At 72.0% G+C, this 21,340-nt stretch carries 19 protein-coding genes; 4 read left to right on the top strand and 15 right to left on the bottom strand.

Annotation, left to right across the window (positions count from 1 at the left end):
* Nucleotides 1-26 precede the first annotated feature (26 nt).
* The 3 genes from OG711_RS01170 to OG711_RS01180 all read left to right on the top strand — a co-directional run bounded on the left by OG711_RS01170 (nt 27) and on the right by OG711_RS01180 (nt 3,328).
* Nucleotides 27-1,199, top strand: a complete 1,173-nt coding sequence (locus OG711_RS01170; protein WP_329558077.1) for a M24 family metallopeptidase — start codon at nt 27-29, stop codon at nt 1,197-1,199.
* Nucleotides 1,200-1,427: 228 nt separating this feature from the next.
* Nucleotides 1,428-2,405, top strand: a complete 978-nt coding sequence (locus OG711_RS01175) for a TIGR03557 family F420-dependent LLM class oxidoreductase (protein ID WP_329558078.1) — start codon at nt 1,428-1,430, stop codon at nt 2,403-2,405.
* Nucleotides 2,406-2,782: 377 nt separating this feature from the next.
* The gene (locus OG711_RS01180) at nt 2,783-3,328 is read left to right on the top strand and encodes a type 1 glutamine amidotransferase domain-containing protein (RefSeq protein WP_329558079.1); all 546 of its coding nucleotides are present in this window, start codon (nt 2,783-2,785) and stop codon (nt 3,326-3,328) included.
* A 141-nt stretch (nt 3,329-3,469) separates the two neighbouring features.
* Here the strand turns inward: OG711_RS01180 and OG711_RS01185 are convergent, their stop codons facing one another.
* Nucleotides 3,470-4,801 (bottom strand): APC family permease, encoded by a 1,332-nt coding sequence (locus tag OG711_RS01185; RefSeq protein ID WP_329558080.1) that lies wholly within the window; start codon nt 4,799-4,801, stop codon nt 3,470-3,472.
* 77 nt (nt 4,802-4,878) lie between these two features.
* Nucleotides 4,879-5,649, bottom strand: a complete 771-nt coding sequence (locus OG711_RS01190; RefSeq protein ID WP_329558081.1) for a class I SAM-dependent methyltransferase — start codon at nt 5,647-5,649, stop codon at nt 4,879-4,881.
* A gap of 552 nt (nt 5,650-6,201) precedes the next feature.
* Between OG711_RS01190 and OG711_RS01195 the strand changes: the two genes are divergently transcribed.
* A complete protein-coding gene (locus OG711_RS01195) occupies nt 6,202-6,831 on the top strand; it encodes a phosphatase PAP2 family protein (protein WP_329558082.1) in 630 nt (209 codons plus the stop codon).
* A 7-nt stretch (nt 6,832-6,838) separates the two neighbouring features.
* On the opposite strand, the gene OG711_RS01200 is transcribed toward OG711_RS01195, so the two are convergent.
* From OG711_RS01200 to OG711_RS01260, 13 genes are read right to left on the bottom strand one after another with little or no spacing between them, the layout of a single operon-like run.
* On the bottom strand, nt 6,839-8,164 hold the full coding sequence (locus tag OG711_RS01200; protein ID WP_329558083.1) for a glutamate-1-semialdehyde 2,1-aminomutase: 1,326 nt from the start codon (nt 8,162-8,164) through the stop codon (nt 6,839-6,841).
* A 7-nt stretch (nt 8,165-8,171) separates the two neighbouring features.
* Nucleotides 8,172-8,723 (bottom strand): dTDP-4-dehydrorhamnose 3,5-epimerase family protein, encoded by a 552-nt coding sequence (locus OG711_RS01205; protein WP_073792505.1) that lies wholly within the window; start codon nt 8,721-8,723, stop codon nt 8,172-8,174.
* Nucleotides 8,720-9,958: a polysaccharide pyruvyl transferase family protein gene (locus OG711_RS01210; RefSeq protein WP_329558084.1), complete on the bottom strand. Its 1,239-nt coding sequence runs from the start codon at nt 9,956-9,958 to the stop codon at nt 8,720-8,722. The genes OG711_RS01205 and OG711_RS01210 overlap by 4 nt, the downstream gene beginning before the upstream one ends.
* Entirely contained in the window at nt 9,955-10,902 is a 948-nt protein-coding gene (locus OG711_RS01215) for a glycosyltransferase family 2 protein (protein WP_266504290.1), read from the bottom strand. Before OG711_RS01215 ends, OG711_RS01210 begins: the two co-directional genes overlap by 4 nt.
* Complete coding sequence (locus OG711_RS01220; RefSeq protein WP_266504292.1) at nt 10,899-12,206, bottom strand: MATE family efflux transporter; 1,308 nt, start codon at nt 12,204-12,206, stop codon at nt 10,899-10,901. The genes OG711_RS01215 and OG711_RS01220 overlap by 4 nt, the downstream gene beginning before the upstream one ends.
* Nucleotides 12,203-13,486: a DUF4910 domain-containing protein gene (locus OG711_RS01225; protein ID WP_329558085.1), complete on the bottom strand. Its 1,284-nt coding sequence runs from the start codon at nt 13,484-13,486 to the stop codon at nt 12,203-12,205. The genes OG711_RS01220 and OG711_RS01225 overlap by 4 nt, the downstream gene beginning before the upstream one ends.
* Nucleotides 13,474-14,499, bottom strand: coding sequence for an NAD-dependent epimerase/dehydratase family protein (locus OG711_RS01230; RefSeq protein WP_329558086.1), 1,026 nt, complete (start codon nt 14,497-14,499; stop codon nt 13,474-13,476). Before OG711_RS01230 ends, OG711_RS01225 begins: the two co-directional genes overlap by 13 nt.
* A 3-nt stretch (nt 14,500-14,502) precedes the next feature.
* Nucleotides 14,503-15,150 (bottom strand): PIG-L deacetylase family protein, encoded by a 648-nt coding sequence (locus OG711_RS01235; RefSeq protein ID WP_073792499.1) that lies wholly within the window; start codon nt 15,148-15,150, stop codon nt 14,503-14,505.
* Nucleotides 15,147-15,968, bottom strand: a complete 822-nt coding sequence (locus OG711_RS01240; protein ID WP_329558087.1) for a glycosyltransferase family protein — start codon at nt 15,966-15,968, stop codon at nt 15,147-15,149. The genes OG711_RS01235 and OG711_RS01240 overlap by 4 nt, the downstream gene beginning before the upstream one ends.
* Nucleotides 15,969-15,981: 13 nt before the next feature.
* Nucleotides 15,982-17,217 carry a class I SAM-dependent methyltransferase gene (locus OG711_RS01245; protein WP_266504305.1) on the bottom strand — a complete coding sequence of 412 codons (1,236 nt, stop codon included), beginning with the start codon at nt 17,215-17,217 and terminating at the stop codon, nt 15,982-15,984.
* Complete coding sequence (locus OG711_RS01250; RefSeq protein WP_329558088.1) at nt 17,214-18,488, bottom strand: glycosyltransferase; 1,275 nt, start codon at nt 18,486-18,488, stop codon at nt 17,214-17,216. The genes OG711_RS01245 and OG711_RS01250 overlap by 4 nt, the downstream gene beginning before the upstream one ends.
* Before the next feature lie 2 nt (nt 18,489-18,490).
* Nucleotides 18,491-19,813: an O-antigen ligase domain-containing protein gene (locus OG711_RS01255; protein WP_329558089.1), complete on the bottom strand. Its 1,323-nt coding sequence runs from the start codon at nt 19,811-19,813 to the stop codon at nt 18,491-18,493.
* A gap of 1 nt (nt 19,814) precedes the next feature.
* A complete protein-coding gene (locus OG711_RS01260; RefSeq protein ID WP_329558090.1) occupies nt 19,815-21,338 on the bottom strand; it encodes a right-handed parallel beta-helix repeat-containing protein in 1,524 nt (507 codons plus the stop codon).
* Nucleotides 21,339-21,340: the final 2 nt, after the last annotated feature.

A 21,340-nucleotide genomic window follows, 5' to 3' on the forward strand; every position in this document is an offset into this window, starting at 1 on the left:
GCGACGGGCAGCCGCACACTTGTGTCATGACTCGTCCACAACACCATGTGCCCGTCACGCAATTGAGCGCACCGGGGTTCCCGCCGGAGGAGTACGAGGAGCGGCTGTTCGCGACCCGGGCGGCGATGGAGCGGCAGGGGCTGACGGCCCTGCTGGTCACGGCGCCGGAGGACATCCACTATCTGTGCGGTCTGGATCACCAGGGCCACTTCGCCGTGACCGGCCTGCTGGTGCCCATCGACGGCGCCCCCGTGCTGGTCGAGCGGGCCATGGAAGCCCCCACCGCGGCCGCGCAGACGGTAGGCGTGGGGCATCACGGCTACGGCGACGCCACCGATCCGGCCGACGCGCTGCTCGACGTGCTCACCCAGCTCGTACCGGCTGTCCGGACCGTCGGCTACCAGGCCGACTCGCTCAGCCTGCCTCCCGTCGTCTGGGACCGGCTGCGCACCGCGGCGGACGTGACATGGGCGGACTGTTCCGCTCTGCTCGGCGCGCGGCGCTCCGTGCACACCGACCGTGAGATCGCCCGTATCCGTGTCGCGGCCCGGCTGTCCGACACGGCCATGGCGGCGGGCCTCGCCGCGTCCACCGCGGGGGCGGGTGAGAACGAGATCGCCGCCGCCGTGTACGCGGCCATGCTGCGCGACGGCGGAGACCTCCCCGCCTTCGCGCCTCTCGTACGCACCGCCGATCGCCTCGACCAGGAACATCTGACCTGGTCACGACATCGGCTCGGTCCCCGCGACGCCGTCTTCCTCGAACTCTCCGCCGCGCACGGCCGCTATCACGCGCCCCTCGCCCGTCTCCACCATCTCGATCCCCGCGACGCCGCACAGGACGCGCGGGCCGCCGAGACGTCCCGCGCGGCGATGGAGGAGCTGTGCGCGACGCTGCGTCCCGGCAGTACCGCCGAGGAGGTCTTCGCCACCTGGCATTCGGCCATGGAGACACGTCTCGGCGAACCGTTCGCACGTCACCACTGCGGCTACCTCATCGGCATCGGCTTCCCGCCGGGCTGGATGGGCGGCAGTCGCACGCTCCGCCCCGGCAACACCATGGAACTGAGGGCGGGCATGACCTTCCATGTCCAGTCCTGGCTCGTCGGCGGGCCCCAGGGCACGCACGCCTTCTCCGACACCGCGCTGGTCACCGCCGACGGCTGCGAGATCCTCACCCGCACCCCGTACACGGACTGACACCGCTCCCCCGCTCCGAACGGCCCGGACAGCCGTGTTCCGTGGGCACGGCTGTGCGGCCGACCTCGTCCCGTGCTGTCATCGAACCAGGGCATCCGGTCGGGGCACGGACGCGCGGGAGACGACGACAGCCGCCCCACCCACTGCGCGACGGCACCGGTGAGGGGACCTGGTGCGGAGACCGGCGCGGGGAGACCGGAAGCGAGGACCGGGACGAGGAGGAGGACCATGAGGATCGGCTACAAGCTGATGGCGGAGTCGTTCGGACCCGCCGAGCTCGTCCGCCAGGCCGTACGGGCCGAGAGCGCCGGGTTCGACTTCGTCGAGATCAGCGACCACTACCATCCCTGGCTGGAGGAGCAGGGCCACTCCCCCTTCGCGTGGACAGTTCTCGGCGCCATCGCCGAACGGACCGGACGGATCGGACTCGCGACCGGCGTGACCTGCCCGACCGTGCGCTACCACCCCGCCGTCATCGCCCAGGCGGCCGCCACCCTCGCCCTGCTGTCCGACGGCCGCTTCACCCTCGGTCTCGGCTCGGGGGAACGTCTCAACGAGCACGTCACGGAAGGTTTTCCCGAATCGGTGCGCGTCCGCCACGACCTCCTCGGGGAGGCGGTGGCGATCATCCGGCTCCTGTGGACCGGTGGCTACCACTCCTACGAGGGCAAGCATCTGCGGCTGCGTGACGCCCGCGTCTTCGATCTGCCCGGCACACCGCCTCCCATCGCCCTGGCGGCAGGCGGCCCACGTGCCGCAGCGCTCGCCGCCGAACTGGGGGACGCCCTGTTCGCCACCGAGGACGACCCGGAACTCGTCCGCGTCTACCGGGACACGGGCGGCACGGGCCCGTGCTACGCCGAGGTGCCGCTCGCCTGGGCGGCCGACCCGTCGGCCGCCGCCCACGCCGCGCACCGCTCCTTCCGGTGGTCGGTCCACGGCTGGAAGGTGCTCACCGAGCTGCCTGGCCCCGCCGCCTTCGACGCGGCCTGCACCACGGTCGGTGAGGACGACATGCTCCAGGCGTTCGCCTGCGGCCCGGACGTGGGCGTGCATCTGGAACGCGCGCAGCGCTATGTGGACGCGGGTTTCGACACCCTGGCCCTGCTGAACGCGGGGCCGGACCCCGACGGCTTCCTCGACTTCTACCAGCGGGAACTCGACGGCCCGATCCGTGGTCTGACGGCCTCGGCCGACAGGCCGTGACTCCCCCGGCACGGCGGGTGGCCACCGTTCGCACGCGGGACGCCGTCCGCTGCGGAACAAGGGGACGCCGAATAGAATAGGGGCTTTCGGTGACATACCACGGCAGAACGCCGGTCGGCCCCAACGCGGTCGACCCTACGCCGGTCGGCCCGATCCAGCGGGCGGGCCCGGGCCGGAGCAGCCGACGGCCCCGCGCCAGCCGCGAACGGTTCGGCCACGAGGCTGTCCGGGCGTGAATGGTCCGGTGGGCCACGGGTAGCCGGGGCTCCAGAAGCCACCCCGAGCGCGGTACCCACAAGCCGCTCTCCACGCGGACGGCGCCGCTCCCGACCAGCGCGCTCCCGATGGTGGCACCGAGCAGGAGAGGAGTGAGCAGCGTGAGGATCGCCTTCCTGGTGGCCCCCGAAGGTATCGAACAGGTGGAACTGACGGAACCGTGGCAGGCCGTGATCGACGCGGGCGGCAGTCCGTCGCTGATCTCCACCGAGGAGGGACGTGTACAGGCGTTCAATCACCTCGACCGCGGCGACACATTCCCGGTCGACCAGGTGGTGGGCGGGACGGACCACGCGGATTTCGACGGGCTGGTGCTGCCGGGTGGCGTCGCCAATCCCGACGCGCTCCGCATGGACGAGTCCGCCGTGGCGTTCGTACGCGCGTTCTTCGACTCCGGAAAACCCGTGGCCGCGATCTGCCACGCGCCCTGGACCCTGATCGAGGCGGATGTGGTCGGCGGGCGGACCCTGACGTCGTGGCCCAGCCTGCGCACCGACATCCGCAACGCGGGTGGTACCTGGGTCGACGAGCCGGTGCGTGTCTGCCGCAACGGCCCCAACGTCCTGATCACCAGTCGGCGGCCAGATGACCTCAAGGACTTCACCGGCGCCTTCACCGAGGAGTTCGCCCGGGTGTCCGCTCCCTGACCGACTGCCCGGCCGACGGGCCGGGTCCGCGACCGTCCCGCTCGGCGGTGGCGTCACCGTGACCGCGGTGACGCCACCGCCGAACGCGTGCGGCATCCGCGCCCGTCGCCACAGCCGCGTGCCGCACACCGCGACGCAGGTTCAGGCGGGCCGTCCGCGCAGACGTACCGCCGCGACGATGCCCAGGACGGCGCCCACCGCGATGACGGCCGCCCCCCTCAGCCAGACCTCCCGCTCGATCTGGGTCGCGAGCACGACGCAGGACGCCGCCCCGGCGAGGGCGACGGCCGTCGGTGTCCTGAAGTGGTCCCGTGGGACGGCGTCCCGACGCAGTACGAGCACCGAGGTGTTGACGAGGAAGAAGACGACCAGGAGCAGCAGGACGAGGGTCGAGGCCAGCGTCGCCACGTCGCCGGTCATCGCGAGCAGCAGCGAGAGAGCCGTGGTGGCCGCGATCGACGCCCACGGCGTACGCCGGCCGGGCAGCACTCTCGTCAGGAAGCGCGGCAGAAGGCCGTCCCGGGCCATCCCGTAGGCCAGGCGTGACGACATGATGCCGGTGAGCAGCGCGCCATTGGCGACCGCCACCAGCGCGATGGCGCTGAAGAGCTGCGACGGGACACCGCCCGCCGCACGGACGACTTCGAGCAGTGGTCCGTCGGAACCGGCGAGCCTCTCGGTGGACACGGACGCCGCCGCGGCCGCGCCGACCAGGAGGTACACCACGCCTGCCGTGATCAGCGCGCCGAAGAGCGCCCTCGGGTACGAGTGCCGTGGGTCAAGGGTCTCCTCCGCCACATTGACGGATGTCTCGAACCCGACGAACGAGTAGTAGGCCAGCACCGCCCCGCTCAGGGCGGCGGCCGCGGGCCCTTCGCCGGGGGCGCCGAGGTCCGTCAGCCTCGACATGTCGCCGTCGCCGCGCAGCACGATCCAGGCACCGAGGCCGATCACGAGGAGCAGTCCGCCGACCTCGATGACGGTGGCGGCCACGTTGGCCCGTGTCGATTCCCTGATGCCGCGCGCGTTCAGCAGCCCCAGCGCGGCCAGGAAGACGGTCGTGACGAGCAGCGTGGGGAGGGAGACGAACTCGGACAGGTAGTCGCCGCCGAACCCGCGGGCCAGTGCGCCCACCGCCACGACACCGGCGGCGAGCATGCAGAATCCGGCGAGGAACCCGGCGAAGGGCCCGAACGCCAGGTTGACGTAGTGGCAGGCCCCGCCCGCGCGCGGGTACTTGGTGACCAGCTCGACATACGAGGCGGCGGTGAGCATGGCCAGGCACAACGCCACGATCAGGGGCACCCACACGGCGCCGCCGGAGGCTCCGGCGATCTGGCCCACGAGGACGTACACGCCCGCGCCGAGGATGTCCCCCAGGATGAAGAAGTAGAGCAGTGGGGTGCTCAACGCCTTCTTGAGTGCCGTCGGAGCGTCCGATGTCTCCGGTGGTGTGCCGGTGGTGATCTTCACACGAAGCCGTATACCCGGCATCCGTCCTCGCATGGGGAGGACACGCCACACACGCGGGAGCGGTGTTCGCGCCGGGGTCAGGGCTTCTTGGCGAAGACGAGCACCTCCGTGGAGGCGACACCCATGGGCGCCGTGAAGTTGGCCTCCAGCTCGCAGCCGAGGGTCGCGAAGAGGTCCACGCAGGTCCGGCGCGGCAGCGCCGCCGGGAAGGAGCCGTGTCCCGAGCCGCCCCGCTCGGCCCAGACGCCTACCGTCGCCGGGTCCAGACAGGTCTCCGTCATGACGTCGAAGACGATCCGGCCGCCGGGTCGCGTGACACGGGCCATCTCGAAGAAGTAGCGGACGGCCACCAGGAAGGTCACGGTGTTGAAGACCTTGTGGGCCTGGACGAGGTCGACGCTGCCGTCGGGCGTCGGAGCGAGACTGCTTCCCTCGGTCGGCTGGGCCACGACACCGAAGGTGTCCACGAGATAGCCGGCCCAGGGCGCTGCCGTCTCGTAGATCTCGTAGCGGCCGGGAGAGCACTCCTTCATGGTCTTCTCCAGATACCGTCCGGACCCGGGGCCGATCTCCAGCACCGTTTTCGGGTCGGCGGCGAAGACGCCGAGCGCGCGTAATTCGTCGATGGTGGACTGGGTGGCGCCAGGCGTCCCGTTCATGACCGCGTCGATATGGTCACCGATCGACAGACCGGCCGCACGGGCGGCCCGCATCGTCGCCTCGAACGGGATGAAGTCGTCCACCCCGCCCTGGACGTTGGTACTGCGCACGATGTCGAATCCGGTACGCCGCAGAAGCCGTTTGGCCCCCGACTTGAGTACGGATGTTCCTCTGCTTGCCGCCTTCATCAGGCATGACCCCCCAGGTCGTCTCCACCCTCGGTGTCAGCATAGGATCGCGGACGCGGACGCGCAGCGGGACGGCGAATTCGCCCTGGACGGAGTTCTGTTGGAGCGTGTCCACCGCCGGGGCACGATCGCGGTTCCGGTGGAATTCCATGGCTCCGGCACGGAAATGCGATACGGACCGGAAATCGCGGAGTGCTGACACCCGGCACTGTCAGACGGCGGTTTTCCGCGACCGGATTGTTGGTTAGGGTGCCGATCGAAGGCTGATTCCGATGCCTTGGCCGGATGAGGGACAGGCTGGGCGGGTCCGGGGCCGTACAGGCCGCCTGCTCCCGCGCGGGCCAGGTTCGGACATGACGGGGGGGCTCGTTGGTGCGGAGTCGGCGCGAGCAGAAGCCGAAGGTCACGTCGGCCGGTGTCGGGCGGCGTGAAGAGGTCCGGCCTCGCCCGGCCTCAGGAGACCGAGGTCCGCAGGATCCGCCACCGGTCACCGCGAGCCGTCCCGGATCGGAGGGGGACGACGGACGCGCGACCGGTCGGCGGACGCCCCCGGTGCTGCCTCCGTCGCTGCGCGCCTCGCTCGGGCTGATCGCGGTCCTCGCCACGCTGCTGGGTGTCGCGCTGGGGGTCCTGTACGCCGGGCGGAACCGGCCCGGCGGGGTGGACGGGTGGATTCAGCCGTCGGTGGACGGTGTGCCGCCGCCGTGGCGGAACATCGCCCTGGCCGTGGACTTCCTGGCGGAGCCCGCCGGGGCGGTGGCGCTGGTCGTGGCCGCCGTGTCGGGCTGTCTGCTGCTGCGGTGGCCGCGCGCCGCGGTGCTCGTCGTGGCAGGCGCCGTACTGACCGTGGGCGCGACCAAGCTGCTCAAGCCCCTGGTGGGACGCACCATCCACGACGGGCATCTGTCCTATCCGAGCGGGCACACCGCCTTCCTCACCGCGCTCGCCCTGATGGCGGCGCTGCTGGCGGTCGGGCGGCTCGGCCTCGGCAGGACGGCCGGGACGGCGCTCGCGCTGGGGGCGACGCTGGTCGCGGGCGCCGCCATGGGCTGGGCGCAGATCGCGCTGGGCGCGCACTACCCGACCGACACCCTCGGCGGCTGGTGCACCGCGCTGGCGGTGACACCGGCCACCGCGTGGCTGGTCGACCGGACGGCCGGCCTCCGTCGGGAGCGCCGCTGACTCCGTGTCACGCCAAGCGGCGGAACACGGGCTTGATCGGCCGCCCGGCCAGCCAGGGGGTGGGGTCGGCGGCGTCCAGCGCCTTCCGGTACACCGCGCAGGCTTGGGCCACCGTGTCGACGGTGTGGTCGATGTCGGCGTCGCTGAGCGCGCTGCTCACCACGAACGACGGGGCGAGCACCCCGCCCGCGAGGAGCCGGCGCAGGAACAGGGTGCGGTACCGCTGTGACGGCTGCCGGTTCTCGTCGAGGGTGGCGAAGACCAGATTGCTGGCCCGGCCCCGGACGACGATGTGGTCGGCGACCCCCATACCGGCCGCGGCCTCGCGGACACCGGCGGCCAATCGCTCGCCGAGGGCGTGCAGCCGCGCGGTGACGCCCTCCTCGACATAGGTGGTGAGCACGGCCATCGCGGCGGCCAGCGAGTGTGTTTCCGCGCCGTGGGTGGTGGACAGCAGGAACACCCGGTCGTGGGAGTGGCGCAGCCCGCCCAGTTCCATGAGGTCGCGGCGCCCGGCCAGCGCGGAGACGGCGAACCCGTTGCCCAGCGCCTTGCCGAACGTGGAGAGGTCGGGGACGACCCCGTACAGGCCCTGGGCGCCCGCCTCGGACCAGCGCAGGCCGGTGATCATCTCGTCGAAGACCAGTACGCAGCCGTGCCGGTCGGCCAGTTCGCGCAGACCGGCGAGGTATCCGGGCGGCGGCTCGGTGTGGGTGGCGGGTTCGAGGATCAGACAGGCGATCTCGCCTTGGTACCGGGTGAGCAGTTCCTCCGTGGCGGCCAGGTCCCCGTAGGGGAACGTCACGGTGAGCTCGGTGGTCGCCGCCGGAACGCCGGCGGACATCGGCGTGGTGCCGATGAACCAGTCGTCGGCGGAGAGGAACGGATGGTCGCCGCAGATGGCGATCCGTGGGCGCCCGGTGGCGGCGCGGGCGAGACGTACCGCGGCGGTGGTGACGTCGGAGCCGTTCTTCGCGAACTTCACCATGTCGGCGGTCGGCACGGTGGCCAGGAAGCGTTCCGCGGCCTCGACCTCCACGATGGACGGCCGGACGAAGTTGCTGCCGCGGTCGAGCTGCCGCCGTACGGCCTCGTTCACGCGGGGGTGGGCGTGGCCGAGGCTGACCGACCGCAGGCCGGAGCCGTACTCGACGTAGCGGTTGCCGTCGATGTCCCATACATGGGCGCCGTTGCCGTGGCTGATGACCGGGGCCAGGTTCTCGGGGTACTGGTCGTCGCCCTTGGCGTAGGTGTGGGCGCCGCCGGGGATCAGGGTGTGCAGCCGCTCGTTCGCCAGTCGTGAGCGGGGCAGGAGGAACTCTTCGGTGTCCACGCCGGTCTCATCCTTCCTTGTGCTTCAGGACCTGGGCGAGGCTCGGCGCCTCGCGGTCCCGCCGGGACATCGAGGTGACCGGCAGCGGCCAGGGGATGGCGAGCTCCGGGTCGTCGAAGGCGATGGTCACGTCCTCGGACGGGTCGTGCGGGCGGTCGATCCGGTACGAGACGTCGGCGGTACCGGTCAGCGCCTGGAAGCCGTGCGCGCAGCCCGCCGGGATGTACAGGGTCGTCTGGGTCTCGTCGGTCAGCTCGAAGAAGGCCCGGTCGCGGTAGGTGGGCGAGTGGGGCCGCAGGTCCACGACGACGTCGAAGATCCTCCCGTACGAGCACCGCACCAGCTTGGCCTCGCCCGCTCCGGAGCGCAGATGCAGTCCGCGCAGGACTCCCCGGACCGAGCGGGACACGCTGTCCTGGACGAAGGCGTCCGGGTCGAGGCCCACCGAGCGGACCACGTCGGCGTCGAAGGTGCGGCAGAAGGAACCGCGTTCGTCGGTGTACGACGTCGACTCGAACAGGTACGCGCCGGTGATCGCCGGGACTTCGGTCGCTTTCATGGGGTCTCCCGCAGTGCGTGGGCGTGGGTGTGGCCGGTGGCCGGGAAGAGGGCCGTGGTCAGGGCGGTGAACTGCCGCTCCAGTTGCCGGGCGGCGACCAGGTTCCGTTCGGTGAGGGTGCGCCGTATCCGCGCCGATTCCTTCTCCAGCGCCCGGAACTGTTCGAGGAGGCGGTCGGCGTCGACCTCGCGGGCCGGGTGGCGGTACGCGTCGAGCCCCATCCGGGCCATCAGCGCGTCGCTCTTCGCCGCGTAGCTGAGCGCGAGTGTCGGCGTTCCGGCCTTCAGCGCGCAGACGAGGTTGTGGTAGCGGGTCGCGACCACGGTGTCGGCGGCCGCCGTCTCCTTCATCAGGTCGGCCAGTGAGGACGCGTCGGCGGCGGTGACCAGCGGCGAGTCCACCGCGTCGAGGATCGCGGCGACCACGGACGCGTCGACGTCGTCGCCGGTGAGCAGCCGGACCGGGCGGCCGTCCTCGACCAGCGCGCGGACGAAGCGGATCGTCCCGTCGAGGTAGCGCCGGTGGATCTCCTCGGCCCGGGCACGGTCGTCGTTGCCGCCGTGGAAGTCCATGACGCCGACACAGACCGGGCCCGGCGGGCCGGGGGGCGCGTCGGCCGGTGGCACGGGCAGGGCGAACGCGAGGTCCGGGTAGACCTCGTCGCGTGTGGTGTCCACGCCCATCGCCCGCAGCGCGTCGCGGGACAGGTCGTCCCGGTACGACCGGTACGTCGCCAGCCGTGCCGACCAGCGCACCAGGGCCCGGGTGGGGCGGCTGCGGATCGCGGCGGCGCCGACACCGACCAGCGCGACCCGGGTGCCGAGCAGCCGCCCGCTCGCGCAGAGCAGGAACAGCGAGTACGGGAAGCCCCAGGGCCGCAGCGGCAGGGTGGCCTCCAGGACGCCCATGCCCGGCACGATCACCACATCGTGCCGGCGTACCCAGGCGGCGGTGCGGAAGACGTCGACGAGTTTGCCGAGGCCCTTCCCCGCGATCGCGCCCACGCGGGACGCGGTCCGGTACTCGCCGCGGTACCAGTGCAGCCGGGTCGCCGGTATCCCGTACCGGGCCGTGACGGCCTCGGGTCCGCCGCACAGCGCGTCCACGGCGGCCTCCGGGTGCGCGGTCCGGAGGTATCCGAGCACGGCTTCCAGCGACCCGTCGTTGCCGAGGTTGCCGGAGCCGAGCAGGCCGAACACCCCGACGCGCACCGGGGCGTCCCGCGCGGACCTCACGCGCGCCCGCCTTCGCGGCCGGCGACGAGCGCGTCGACGGAGACGGTGAGCCGGTCCGGGTCGACCGGGGCACGGTCCTCGACGCGCTCCCCGGCGCCCGGCCGGGCCCGGCTGGTCATCCAGGAGGCGAGGTGGCGGTAGCACTCGCGCCGGTCGGCCGGGGACAGCGGCGCCCGCTTGACCGCCGCGACGAAGCCCCAGACGTACTCGGCGAGCAGCCGGGGTGTCGGGTGCAGCGGACCCGCCCGGCGGGGGTCCAGGTTGACGCACCGGGAGCGTTTGCCCGGGTTGGCCCGCTCGGCGCGGGTGGGATGGTCGCGGCGGAAGTACAGCAGCTCGGGCACCTGGTGGAACGGCCCGTGCAGGGTGATCTCGGCGACGAACGTGCGGTCGGCGTGGTGGTAGCTGTCGTGCGGCTTCACCCGGCGCAGCATGTCGGCCCGCATCACCCCGTAGAAGTCGTCGCCGCCGGGCTCGAAGAGCAGGCTGCGGAAGCGCTCCGGCGGGTGGGGCGAGTCGGTGGCGAGTCCGTACTCGTAGGGGACCTTCACCCGGCCGTCGCCGTCGATGACCGCCTGGCCGCTGTGCGCGAGGACGATGTCCGGCCGTTCGTCCAGCGCCTCCACGCAGCGCTTCAGCAGGTCCCGGGCGTAGAGGTCGTCGTGCGAGGCCCATTTGAACAGTTCGCCGCGGCACTGGGTGAACACATGGTTGTGGTTCGGCGCGGCGCCGATGTTGCGGGGCAGCCGGAGGTAGCGGATACGGGGGTCGAGGGCGGCGTACCGGCGGCAGATGTCCTCGGTCCCGTCGGTCGAGGCGTTGTCGGAGACGACCAGTTCGAAGTCCTCGTAGGTCTGCCCGAGCAGGGCGTCGAAGGACTCGGCGAGGTACTCCTCGCCGTTGTACACGGGCAGGCCGATGCTCAGCCGGGCAGGGGCGGTCATGGGGTCCTCACTTCGCGGATGGGGTTCTGTTGGCGCTCGCGCAGGGCGGACCGCAGATGCAGCCACCAGACGGCCGAGCCGCTGACGGTCGCGGCGGCCACGCCCCAGGCGGAGCCGGCCGTGCCGGCCAGGGCGGCTCCGCCGAGCCCGCCGACGACGTAGCAGGCGGAGGCGAACAGCTGGCTGCGCAGGCTGCGCCGGGCGGCGCCGAGCGCGCGCAGCCCGGCCGCCGCGCCGACGCCGAGGCCGGCGCCCACGACACCGAGGGTGGCGGGCACGATGAGCGCGGAGGCGGGGTGCCAGACGCCGCCGAGCACGAGTTCACCGAGGCGGTCGGGCACCAGCAGCAGGGCGGCGCCCCAGAGCAGCGCGGCGGCGGCCTGTCCGGCGCTGAGCAGGAGGCAGAAGCGGCCGAGGCGGTGTGGGGCCCGCCGCAGTACCCGGGCCGCCTCCGGGACGGTGACCAGTGACAGTCCCATCAGCACGGCCAGGAACGGGCCGAGCAGGAGCTCGGCGCCCCGGATCACCCCGACCGCGCTGACGCCGACGATCGCGCCGAGCCCGTAGGCCCGCAGCTGGGCCGCGCCGCTGAGGCTGACGTTCTCGACCAGGTACCGGTAGCCGAGGTCGCGGTGCTCGCGCAGCCACTCGCGTGCTCCGGTCGGCCGGGGCCTGATGCGGGACTGGAGGAAGCCGTACCCGGCGGCCACCGCGGCGGCGGCGCCCCAGGCGAGCACGAACGCGGCCACGCTGCCCACGCGGGCCGCGACCAGCATGGCCGGGACGAGCGCGACGCCCCCCAGGAGGTCGTTGGCACAGGCCTTGCGCCCGGTGCCCGCGGCGAAGAACGAGTACCGCCAGGCGTCCTGGAGCAGCAGGCCGGGCAGTACGACGCCGAGGGCGGCGAACGCGTGTCCCAGCCCGCCGCCGAAGCCTAGCCCGGCCACCAGGCACACCGTGCCGAGGGCGGCGCCGACGCCGAGCGCGGTGCCGGACGACCGGGCCGTCGCCGCGCGCCAGGCGGTGTCCGGTACGCCGCTGAAGCGCACCACGAGCGGGTCGGTGGCCAGCCCTCGGGAGACGCTGAGCACCACGCCGTAGGTCACCCAGGCCAGGCTGAACACACCGAACGCGGCGAGCCCCAGGGAGCGTGCCACATAGATGCCCAGCGCGAAGTTGGTCATGCTGCAAACCGCCTGGTCGGCCAGTCCCCAGGACAGCCGGCCGGCCAGGGCCCGGCCGCCGCCGGGCCGGGCCGCCGCGGCGCCCTTCGCCTTCTCCCCCTCGGTGGTCATCGGTTTCATGCCTTGATCAGCCCGGCGCCCTCCAGGGCGTCGGCCGCGCCGGCGACGGTGTCGAACGGCAGCCCGGACCGCTCGGCGATGTCCAGCAGGCTGTGCTCGCCGTCGGAGAGGTTGAGCACCCACAGCATGGCCATCTGGGCCTGTTTCGCGTCACTGCGTCCGCCGAGCGCGTCGTACAACCCGCGTCGGCCCAGCTGTGGTTCGCCGTAGGGGCTGAGGTTGCGGTACCGCCGGTCGCGGTCCAGCACGCCGAACGCCTCACGGCAGACGGCGAGGGTGTCCGCCATCGCCTCCGGGGAGACGAAGTCCGGGTTGTCCGCCGAGGTGTGGTACTCGGGGTATCCGGCGTACGGGGTGCGGCTGAGCGAGCCCACGCCGAGATCGAACCCGGGCGAGCAGAACTGCCGCTCGTCGTAGCCGTAGGGAGTGAACTCGGTGATGTGGTGGGGGCGTTCGGAGGAGCGCAGCACATGCCGCATCACCCGGTCGATCTCCGCGTCGCCGCGTCTGCTCTGCTTGTACGTCAGCCGTCCCGGGTCACCGGCGCAGGCGAGCACCAGTCCGTGCTTGACCCGGTCCACCCGCTCCCGGTTGCGGGCCAGCCAGGTGATCGCCCCGATGGTGCCGGGCGCGAACAGGAAGCGGTAGGTGTACCAGGGCTTCGTCTCCGCCAGCGCCCGGGCCAGGAACGTCGCCACCGCGATGCCCGCCAGGTTGTCGTTGGCCAGCGACGGGTGGCAGACATGGCAGGAGACGATCACCTCGTCGGGGACCTGCCCGGGGACGACGTGTTCGGCGTAGGTGAGATGGCCGTCCGCGAGGGTGGAGTCGACGCGTACCTCGTAGTCGCCGTCCGGCAGCGCGTCCAGGGTCTCCTGGGCCAGGCAGAATCCCCAGTCCGGCTTGTAGTAGCTGGTGCGGTAGGGCACCCAGGTGGGGTGGTCGGGCAGGGTGTGCAGGTGTCCGCGCAGCTCGGACAGCGGCATGGTCGCCGACACGGGCACGCTGTAGCCGAGCACGTGCAGGCTGGACGCGGCGAAGTCGACGACGCGGTTGCCGGCGGTGTCGGCGATGTACGCGTCGCGGATGTTCCACTCCTGCGGCACCGTCCAGTCGAGCACCCGCGTCCCCGTCGGCACCTCGTGCGTTTGGAGCGGAAGGTACTCGCCGACGATCTCCAGGGTGTCGCGCACCCCGTCGCCGGTGATGCTCCGGCACAGCGGGTACAGCCGCTCCACCAGTGCGTGCATCTGCTCGCCGGTCGTCGTCATCGGCGCCACCGCAGGGTGTCGTCGACGGTTCCGGCGTCGGACGCCGCGCGCAGCACGGCGAGCCGGGTGAAGCGACGCTCGAAGTCCTCGCGGGTCAGGGCGTGTTCCCGGTAGGCGTCGGCGAGTTCGAGGGCGCCCCGCTTGACCGTCCATTCGCAGTCGAAGCCGGGGATCGCGGCGCGGAACCGGGCGAAGTCCACCCGGTACGACCGCGGATCGGCGCCGGTCTCGCCGGTGATCACCACCCGTGAGCCGGAGACCGCCTCGGCGACCTGTGCGGCGATCTCCGCGACGGTGACGTTGTTGATCTCGCTGCCGATGTTGAACGCCCGGTCGTGCACCGCCTCCCGGGGCGCGGTGAGCGCGGCGGCGAAGGCCCGTGCGATGTCGGCGGCGTGCACGAGCGGGCGCCAGGGGGTGCCGTCGGAGAGCACGAGCACCTCGCCGGACAGCAGGGCGTGGCCCACCAGGTTGTTCAGCACGATGTCGGCGCGCAGCCGGGGTGAGTAGCCGAAGGCGGTGGCGTTGCGCATGTACACCGGGCTGAAGTCGCCGTCGGCCAGCGCGTGCAGGTCGTCCTCCACCCGCACCTTGGACTCCGCGTACGGGGTCACGGGGCGCAGCGGGGCGTCCTCGGCCACCAGGTCGCCGCCGCCGGCGGCGCCGTAGACGGAGCAGGTCGAGGCGTACAGGAAGCGCCGTACTCCGGCGTCGCGGGCCAGTTCGGCCAGTCGCACGGACGCGTGGTGGTTGATGTCGTAGGTGAGGTCGGGAGCGAGTGCTCCCAGCGGGTCGTTGGACAGCGCGGCCAGATGGATCACGGCGTCCACCCCGGCCAGGTGTTCGGCCGTGATGTCACGGAGGTCCACCCGGTGTCCCGGCGGGTCGGCGGGCGGCGGGCCCAGCACGCAGTCGGCGAAGAGGCCGGAGTCCAGTCCGACGACCTCGTGTCCGGCGGAGCCGAGTACCGGGGCCATCACGGTGCCCAGGTAGCCCTGGTGTCCCGTCAGAAGTACGCGCAAGGTTCATTCCCCCAGGTCGAGAGTGAGTTTGGTGGCGGCGAAGGCCTCGGCGTAGCGCGTGTGGCATTCGATTCCGCGGATGCGTGCGAGGCCCAGGAAGGCCTCCCGGTCGTACCAGGGCCGGTGCCGCTGCGAGGGGTAGTGCTCCTGGAGCAGCCGCACCTTGCGTTCGGCGGTGTCGGGTGACAGCGGCTGGTACGCCGTCGGGCGGCCGAGGTCGCCGTCCCATTTGACGATCTCGTAGCCGAGTACGAGGTGGTCGCGGAACGCGGTGGTCATGAGCTTCGCCAGGACGCGGTGGTCCTGGTGCGCGTCCTCGGTGCGCGGGGCCAGTACGAGGTCCGGTTCGGTGCGCTCGCGCAGTTCCTCGACGGCGGTCTTGGCCTCGTCCCAGTGGGTCGGCAGCCGGCCGTCCGGCAGCTTGAGCACGGTCAGCCGCAGATCGGCGCCGGGGCAGAAGGCGGCGAGCGCGGCGCGCTCCTCCCGTTCCCGCTCGCCGCCACCGCCGGAGAGCACCAGCGCGTCGACGCGGAGGTCCGGACGCGCGAGGCACATCGTCAGCAGGGTGCCGCCCGCGCCGATGGCGATGTCGTCGCAGTGCGCGCCCACCGCGACCACGCGGTCCAGGCGTCCCGCCCCGAGCCGTATCACGCGGTCACCGTTCCGCCGCCGCTGTGCTGGTAGGTCCCCGCGCCGTCCCGTTCCCATACGGCCCACGGGCGGTCGCCCCGGGTGTACGCGGTGTCGAGCGCGGCCCGCTCCTTCACCGTGTCGGTCGGCTTCCAGAAGCCGCGGTGCTGGTACGCCACCAGCCGCCCGCGCTTGGCCAGTTCGGCGCATCCGTCGGCGACCAGGTCCCCGTTCTCCGGGATGTGGTCGAAGACCTCCTGACGGAGCACGAAGTAGCCGCCGTTCTCCCACAGCGGCAGTTCGCTGACCGCGGTGATGCCTCCTACGAGGCCGTTGTCGCCCAGTTCCACGCAGTGGAACGAGGACTGCGGCGGCACGACCGTCATCGACGCGCCGGCGTCGCGCCGGGCGAACCGGTCGATCATCTCGGGCAGCGGGGCGTCGGTGAGCACATCGGCGTAGTTGGCGAGGAACATCTCGTCGCCGTCCAGATGGTGCCGCACCCGGCGCAGCCGCTCCCCGATCGGTGACTCGATGCCGGTCTGCACGAAGGTGATCGTCCAGGAGGCGATGTCGGTGGACAGCAGTTCGGTGCGCCCGCCCCGCAGGACGAAGTCGTTGGACGTCGTCTCCTCGTAGTTGAGGAAGTAGTCCTTGATGTGGTGGGCGCCGTAGCCGAGGCACAGGATGAACTCCGTGTGCCCGAAGTGCGCGTAGTAGCGCATGACGTGCCAGATCAGCGGGCGTGGGCCGACCATCGCCATCGGTTTGGGTATGTCGTCCGCGGCTCCGTCGCGCATGCGCATCCCGTAGCCGCCGCAGAACAGTACGACCTTCATGCTGTGACCTCTTTCATGACGCGGCGTCGACAATGCTCAGTTCCGGAACGGGGAAGACCAGCCGGCCGCCCCAGGTGTGCACGAAGGACAGCTGCTCGACCAGTTCGTCCCGCAAGTTCCAGGGGAGGACGAGCACGTAGTCCGGCCGGTCGGCGGCTATCCGCTCGGGCGGCAGGATCGGGATACGGGCGCCCGGGGTGAACCTGCCGTGCTTGTACGGGTTGCGGTCGACCGTGTACGGGAGCAGGTCGGGCCGGACACCGCAGTGGTTGAGCAGGGTGTTGCCCTTGCCCGGGGCGCCGTAGCCGACGACCGTCTCGCCGCGCTCGGCCGCCTCGATGAGGAACCGCAGGAGGTCCCGGCGCACCTTGGCCACCCGGGCGGAGAACTCGGTGTACCCGGACAGCTCCTGGAGTCCGGCGGCCTTCTCCTGGGCCAGTACGTCGGACACCGCCCGGCTGGGCTCGCCGGCCGCCTCGGAGGGCCTGGCCCACAGCCGGATGGAGCCGCCGTGGGTGGGCAGCAGTTCGACGTCCACGAGCGTGAGTCCGCCGCTGGCCAGCGCCCGGATCGCGGACGCGACCGTGTAGTACTGGAAGTGCTCGTGGTAGATCGTGTCGTACTGGTTCCGCTCGATCAGGGTCAGCAGATGGTGCACCTCGATGGAGACCCAGCCGTCGTCGGCGACCAGGGCGCGCAGCCCCTTCGTGAATCCGACCACGTCGGGGATGTGCGCGTAGACGTTGTTGGCCACGACCAGGTCCGCCGGGCCGTGTTCGGCGCGGACGGCGGCGGCGGTGTCCGGGGAGAGGAACTCCGTGACCGTGGGCACCCCCGCCTCGCGCGCCGCGGCGCCCACGTTCACCGACGGTTCGATGCCGAGGCAGCGGACACCGCGGTCCACCATGTGCTTCAGCAGATAGCCGTCGTTGCTCGCGACCTCGACCACGAAGGCGTCGGCGCCGAGGCCCAGCCGCTCGACGGTGCCGGCGACGTAGGTGCGCGCGTGCTCCACCCAGGACGTCGAGTAGGAGGAGAAGTACGCGTACTGCGTGAACGTCTCCTCCGGGGTGATCAGCGGAGGGATCTGCGCGAGCCAGCAGTCGGTGCAGACCCGCAGGTGCAGCGGGTACGCCGGTTCCGGCAGGTCCAGTTGGTCCGCGGCGAGGAAACTCTCGCACGGCGGGGTCGCTCCCAGGTCGACGACGCTTTCCAGCGCCGCCGAGCCGCAGAGTCGGCATCGTGTCATCTACTTCCCCCATCTCCGCCCGCGCGGGTTCCCCGTCGCGGGCCAGTGCTTCCGTCTTCTGCGGGCGGCGGGCCGTCCCCGCCGCCCGACCGGCCCGCGATCGCGGAGCGGTACCCCTCCACCAGGCGCTCCAGCCCGACGGCCGGGCTGAAGTCCCGCTCGTATCGGCGCCGGGCCGCCCGGCCCATCTCCCGGTTGCGGTCCGGCTCGGCCGTGATCCGGCGCAGCCGGGACGCGAGCGAGGCGGGGTCGTTCGGCTGGTGCAGCAGCCCGGTCACCCCGTCCTCGACGAGTTCGACGAAGGCGCCGTGTCCGGCGGCGACCACCGGGACGCCCGCGGCCATCGCCTCCACGACCACCAGACCGAACGCCTCCAGCCAGGTCGAGGGAGCCACCACGGCGACCGACCGCGCGATGGCCCGACGGCACCGCGCCGGGTCGTACAGACCGGCGAACCGCACATCGTCCCGGCCCGCCGCCCAGGCGGTCACCTCCCGCTCCAGGGGTCCCGCCCCGGCGATCACCAGCGGCACGCCCACCCCGCCGTCCGCGGTGATCTCGTCCCACGCGGCCATGAGCAGCCGTACGCCCTTGGTCTCCGCGAGCCGGCCGAGATAGAGCAGATGTTCGCCGGGGCCCGCTCGCCGGTCGTCCGGGTCGGGTACGAAGTTGTGCTTCACCGCCAGCCGCTCGGACGGCATGCCCGACCGCACCAGGACATCGCGCTGCGCGGCGGAGATGCAGAAGAACCGCTCCACACCGGACCACCAGCGCCGCCGGTTGACGGCAAGGCTGACCGCGAGCGGCACCGTCGCCAGCCGGGAGTTCCGGTAGCAGCCGTGCCGGACGGCGGGCAGCGGGGTCGACCCGACGCACTCGGTGCACGGCCGGCCGTCCCGCTGGAGCGTGCCGGGCGGGCAGACCTGGGTGTAGTTGTGCAGGGTGGCGACGGCGGGCACACCGGCGTCGGCGCAGGCGGCCAGCACCGCGGGCGACAGGAGCGGGAAGACGTTGTGGATGTGCACCACGTCCGGGCGCTCGGCGCGCAGCCGGGTGGCGAGCTCCTTGCGGACCGCCGGGTTCCACGGCACCAGCAGCGGTATCGCGGCCTTGCCCGGCAGGGAGCGGGCGGGGATGTCGTCGCTGCGCCGTTCGAACAGCCCGACCCGGTGGCCGGCCGCGCGCAGCAGCTCCGTCTCCTGGTCGACGACGTTGTTCTCCCCGCTCGGCTGAGCCGAGGAGTAGCGGTTGTGCACCACGAGGACATGCATGCTCAGGTCACCTCCGATCCCCGGGCCCGGCCCGGGAGACGTCGTCGGGGTACTGCGGGGGTCGGGGGCGGCGCGGTCGCGGCGGGTGCCGCCAGCAGGGAGGCGGCCACGGCCAGATGCAGCAGATACGGCGAGGCGTCGCCCAGCCCCGCCTCGGTGTACGACGCGATGGCGCAGTAGCTGATCAGGAAGATCGCGCAGGCCCGGTGCAACGACGGTGGCCGCAGCAGCGCGACACCGCCCAGCACGACGAAGACCGCCACCACGAGGGCCGTGCCGGTGAGTCCCTGCTCGTGGTAGACGGCCAGCCAGCTGTTGTCGATCGGCAGTCCGCCGTACGACTTGTCGCCCAGGCCCACGCCGAACAGCTGCTCCGAGCCGGTCCGGGGGGCTGCCAGCAAGGCGTCCCAGACCTTGGCCCGGCCGGTGAGGTTGGAGAAGTTCTCCTGGCTCTGGCCGCGCAGGAACCACGCCTGGAGAGCGGAGTTGAACGCCACCGCGGCCACCACGGCGATCAGCACCGCCCAGGCGAAGAACCGGCGGGCGGCGGCGCTGGTCATGACGAGCGAGCCGATCGCCAGCGTCAGCCCGATGAGCAGTCCGAGGGTGGCCGTACGGGTATGGGTCAGCGCGAGCAGGACGAACGACAGCACGATGACGACCGCGGCACTCGCCCTGTCGGTCCGGCGGCCGACGAGGAGCAGCACGGTGAGCCCGATGATCACCGCGGCGTACTGTCCGATCTGCGGCGGGGTGAGCGGCCACAACGCGCCGACCAGCCGTCCGCCGTAGAGCTCGGGCATGGCCGCGCCCGGCGAGACGGCCGCGCCCGCGGCCACCGATCCGAGCACCGCGAAGTAGATCCGGATGTGATGCCGGACGAACGTCAGGCCGCCGTCCCACCAGCGGCTGAGCAGCCACAGCGTGCCGACGAAGAGCGCCAGCCGGGTGCAGCGGAACAGCGCGCCGAACCCGGACTCCAGATACGCGCTGGAGATCACGCTCGGCACCAGCAGCAGGGTCAGCAGGGACACATAGGCGCCGGGCCGCACGCGCAGCCGGAGGTTGAGTGCGAGGGCCAGGGCGAACGCGGCGACCAGCGCGCCCATGGTGACCATCTGGATGAGGGAGCGGGGCAGCGGGACGATGGTCTTGGCCCCGGCGGAGCCGAGTGTGTTGAGGACCAGCAGTCCCCAGACGATCCCGACGGCCTTCGGTGTGCCGGGGCGTGGTTCGGCACCGGGCAGCGTGCCCGTCGAGCCGGGGCGCGTGCCCGTCGCGCCGGGTCCGCCCGGTGTCCCGTCGTGCCGCGGGTTCCCGGCCATCTCAACCACCGGCCCGTGGGTCGAGGGTGCTGTCCGCGTCCTGCTGGTAGGGCGCGGACTGCCACTGCCCGAAGTCGAGGACCCGGCTCGGGTCGTGGGCGACGAACTCCCAGGGTCCGACGTACACGTTGTGGTGCCAGCGGTTGTGCTGCTTGAGAGTGATCGCCTCGGACACCTGGTCGCCCTGGTACGGCGACCAGTCCGGGTAGGTGCCGTAGTTGGCCAGCACCGCCATGCGGTCGCACTTCGCCGTGCATCCGACGACGGAGGTGTCCAGCACGAAGCGGTTGTGGTGGATGTCCACCCGCTGGGTCCGCCACCGGCAGTCGGCGTGGAGCGGTGCGGTGGCGATCCCCGGCCGGGCGCAGCGGTCGGTGTCCCGCACCAGCAGCGTGCAGTCGCCGGAGGAGGTGTTGGCGGGGCTGTTGCAGAACCGGTCGGCGTTCTCCCACAGGGTGATCCCGGACCAGTTGTCCTCCAGCACGTTCCGGTAGATCTCGATCTTGTTCGTGCGGGCCGGGACACGTGGTTCGCCGCCGGACTCGGACAGATAGACGGTCGCGAAGGGGAAGTTGTCGCCGCGCTCGGCGTTCCGGCGGCCCTCGACCCAGTTGTTGCGCCGGATGGTGTTGTTCCGGATGACCGCGTTGTAGCTGGTCTCGTAGATCAGGGCGGCGCCGTCGTTGGCGTCGAGGACGTTGTCCTCGATACGGAAGTCGTTGTTGTTGGTGTCCACCCAGAGCCCGGGTCCGCGGTTGTCGTGGACCCAGTTGCCGCGTATGTCGGCGCCGTCGACGGCCCAGAACTTCACGCCTCCGGTGCAGCCGCAGCCGGGCCGTCGCCGCTCCCAGCCGTCGGTGTTGTTGGCCACGATCTCGTTGCCCTCGACGACCAGGCCCTTGACCTGACCGGCGCCCTTGTACGCGTTCATGCCGTACTGGCCGTTGCCGCGCAGACAGCTGGCACGGACCTGCTGGCGGGCACCGGCCATCAGCCCGGCGCCGGAGTTGTGCTGAATCTTCGTGTGCTCGATCACCCAGCCGTCGGCCGAGTCGTGGTTGACCACACCTTCGTCGTGCGGTGCGACGAAACCCTGGACGGTCAGATGGCGGATGGTGACGTCCTGGGCGTCACCGCCGAACGCGTACTGGTTGGTCCTGCGGCCGTCGAGCACCGCTCCGGGCGCGCCGAGGTAGCGGTTGCCCTTCTTGGGGACGACCTGGGAGAAGCGGTCCGGCCCGAGCCCGTGCTTGCCGGGCCGGAGCCAGAACGTGGTGTGCGCGGGGCTGGTCCGGGTCTTCGCGGCCAGGTCACCGACCACCGCGGGGTCGACGGTCGCCGCGCCCGCCGGTGCCTGCGCCGGTCCCGCCGCGGGCTTGGCGCACACCCGGGCCACGGGCCGGGCCACGGACGCGGACGGCGCGGCGGACGGCTCCGCCGGGGCGACCGGTGCGCTCACGCAGCCGCTCGCCAGCAGGGCCGGTGCCACCACCGGTAACGCCCAGTTCCGCCACTTGATCCCCACGC

It is taken from the genome of Streptomyces uncialis (genome assembly GCF_036250755.1).
GTDB lineage: Bacteria > Actinomycetota > Actinomycetes > Streptomycetales > Streptomycetaceae > Streptomyces > Streptomyces uncialis.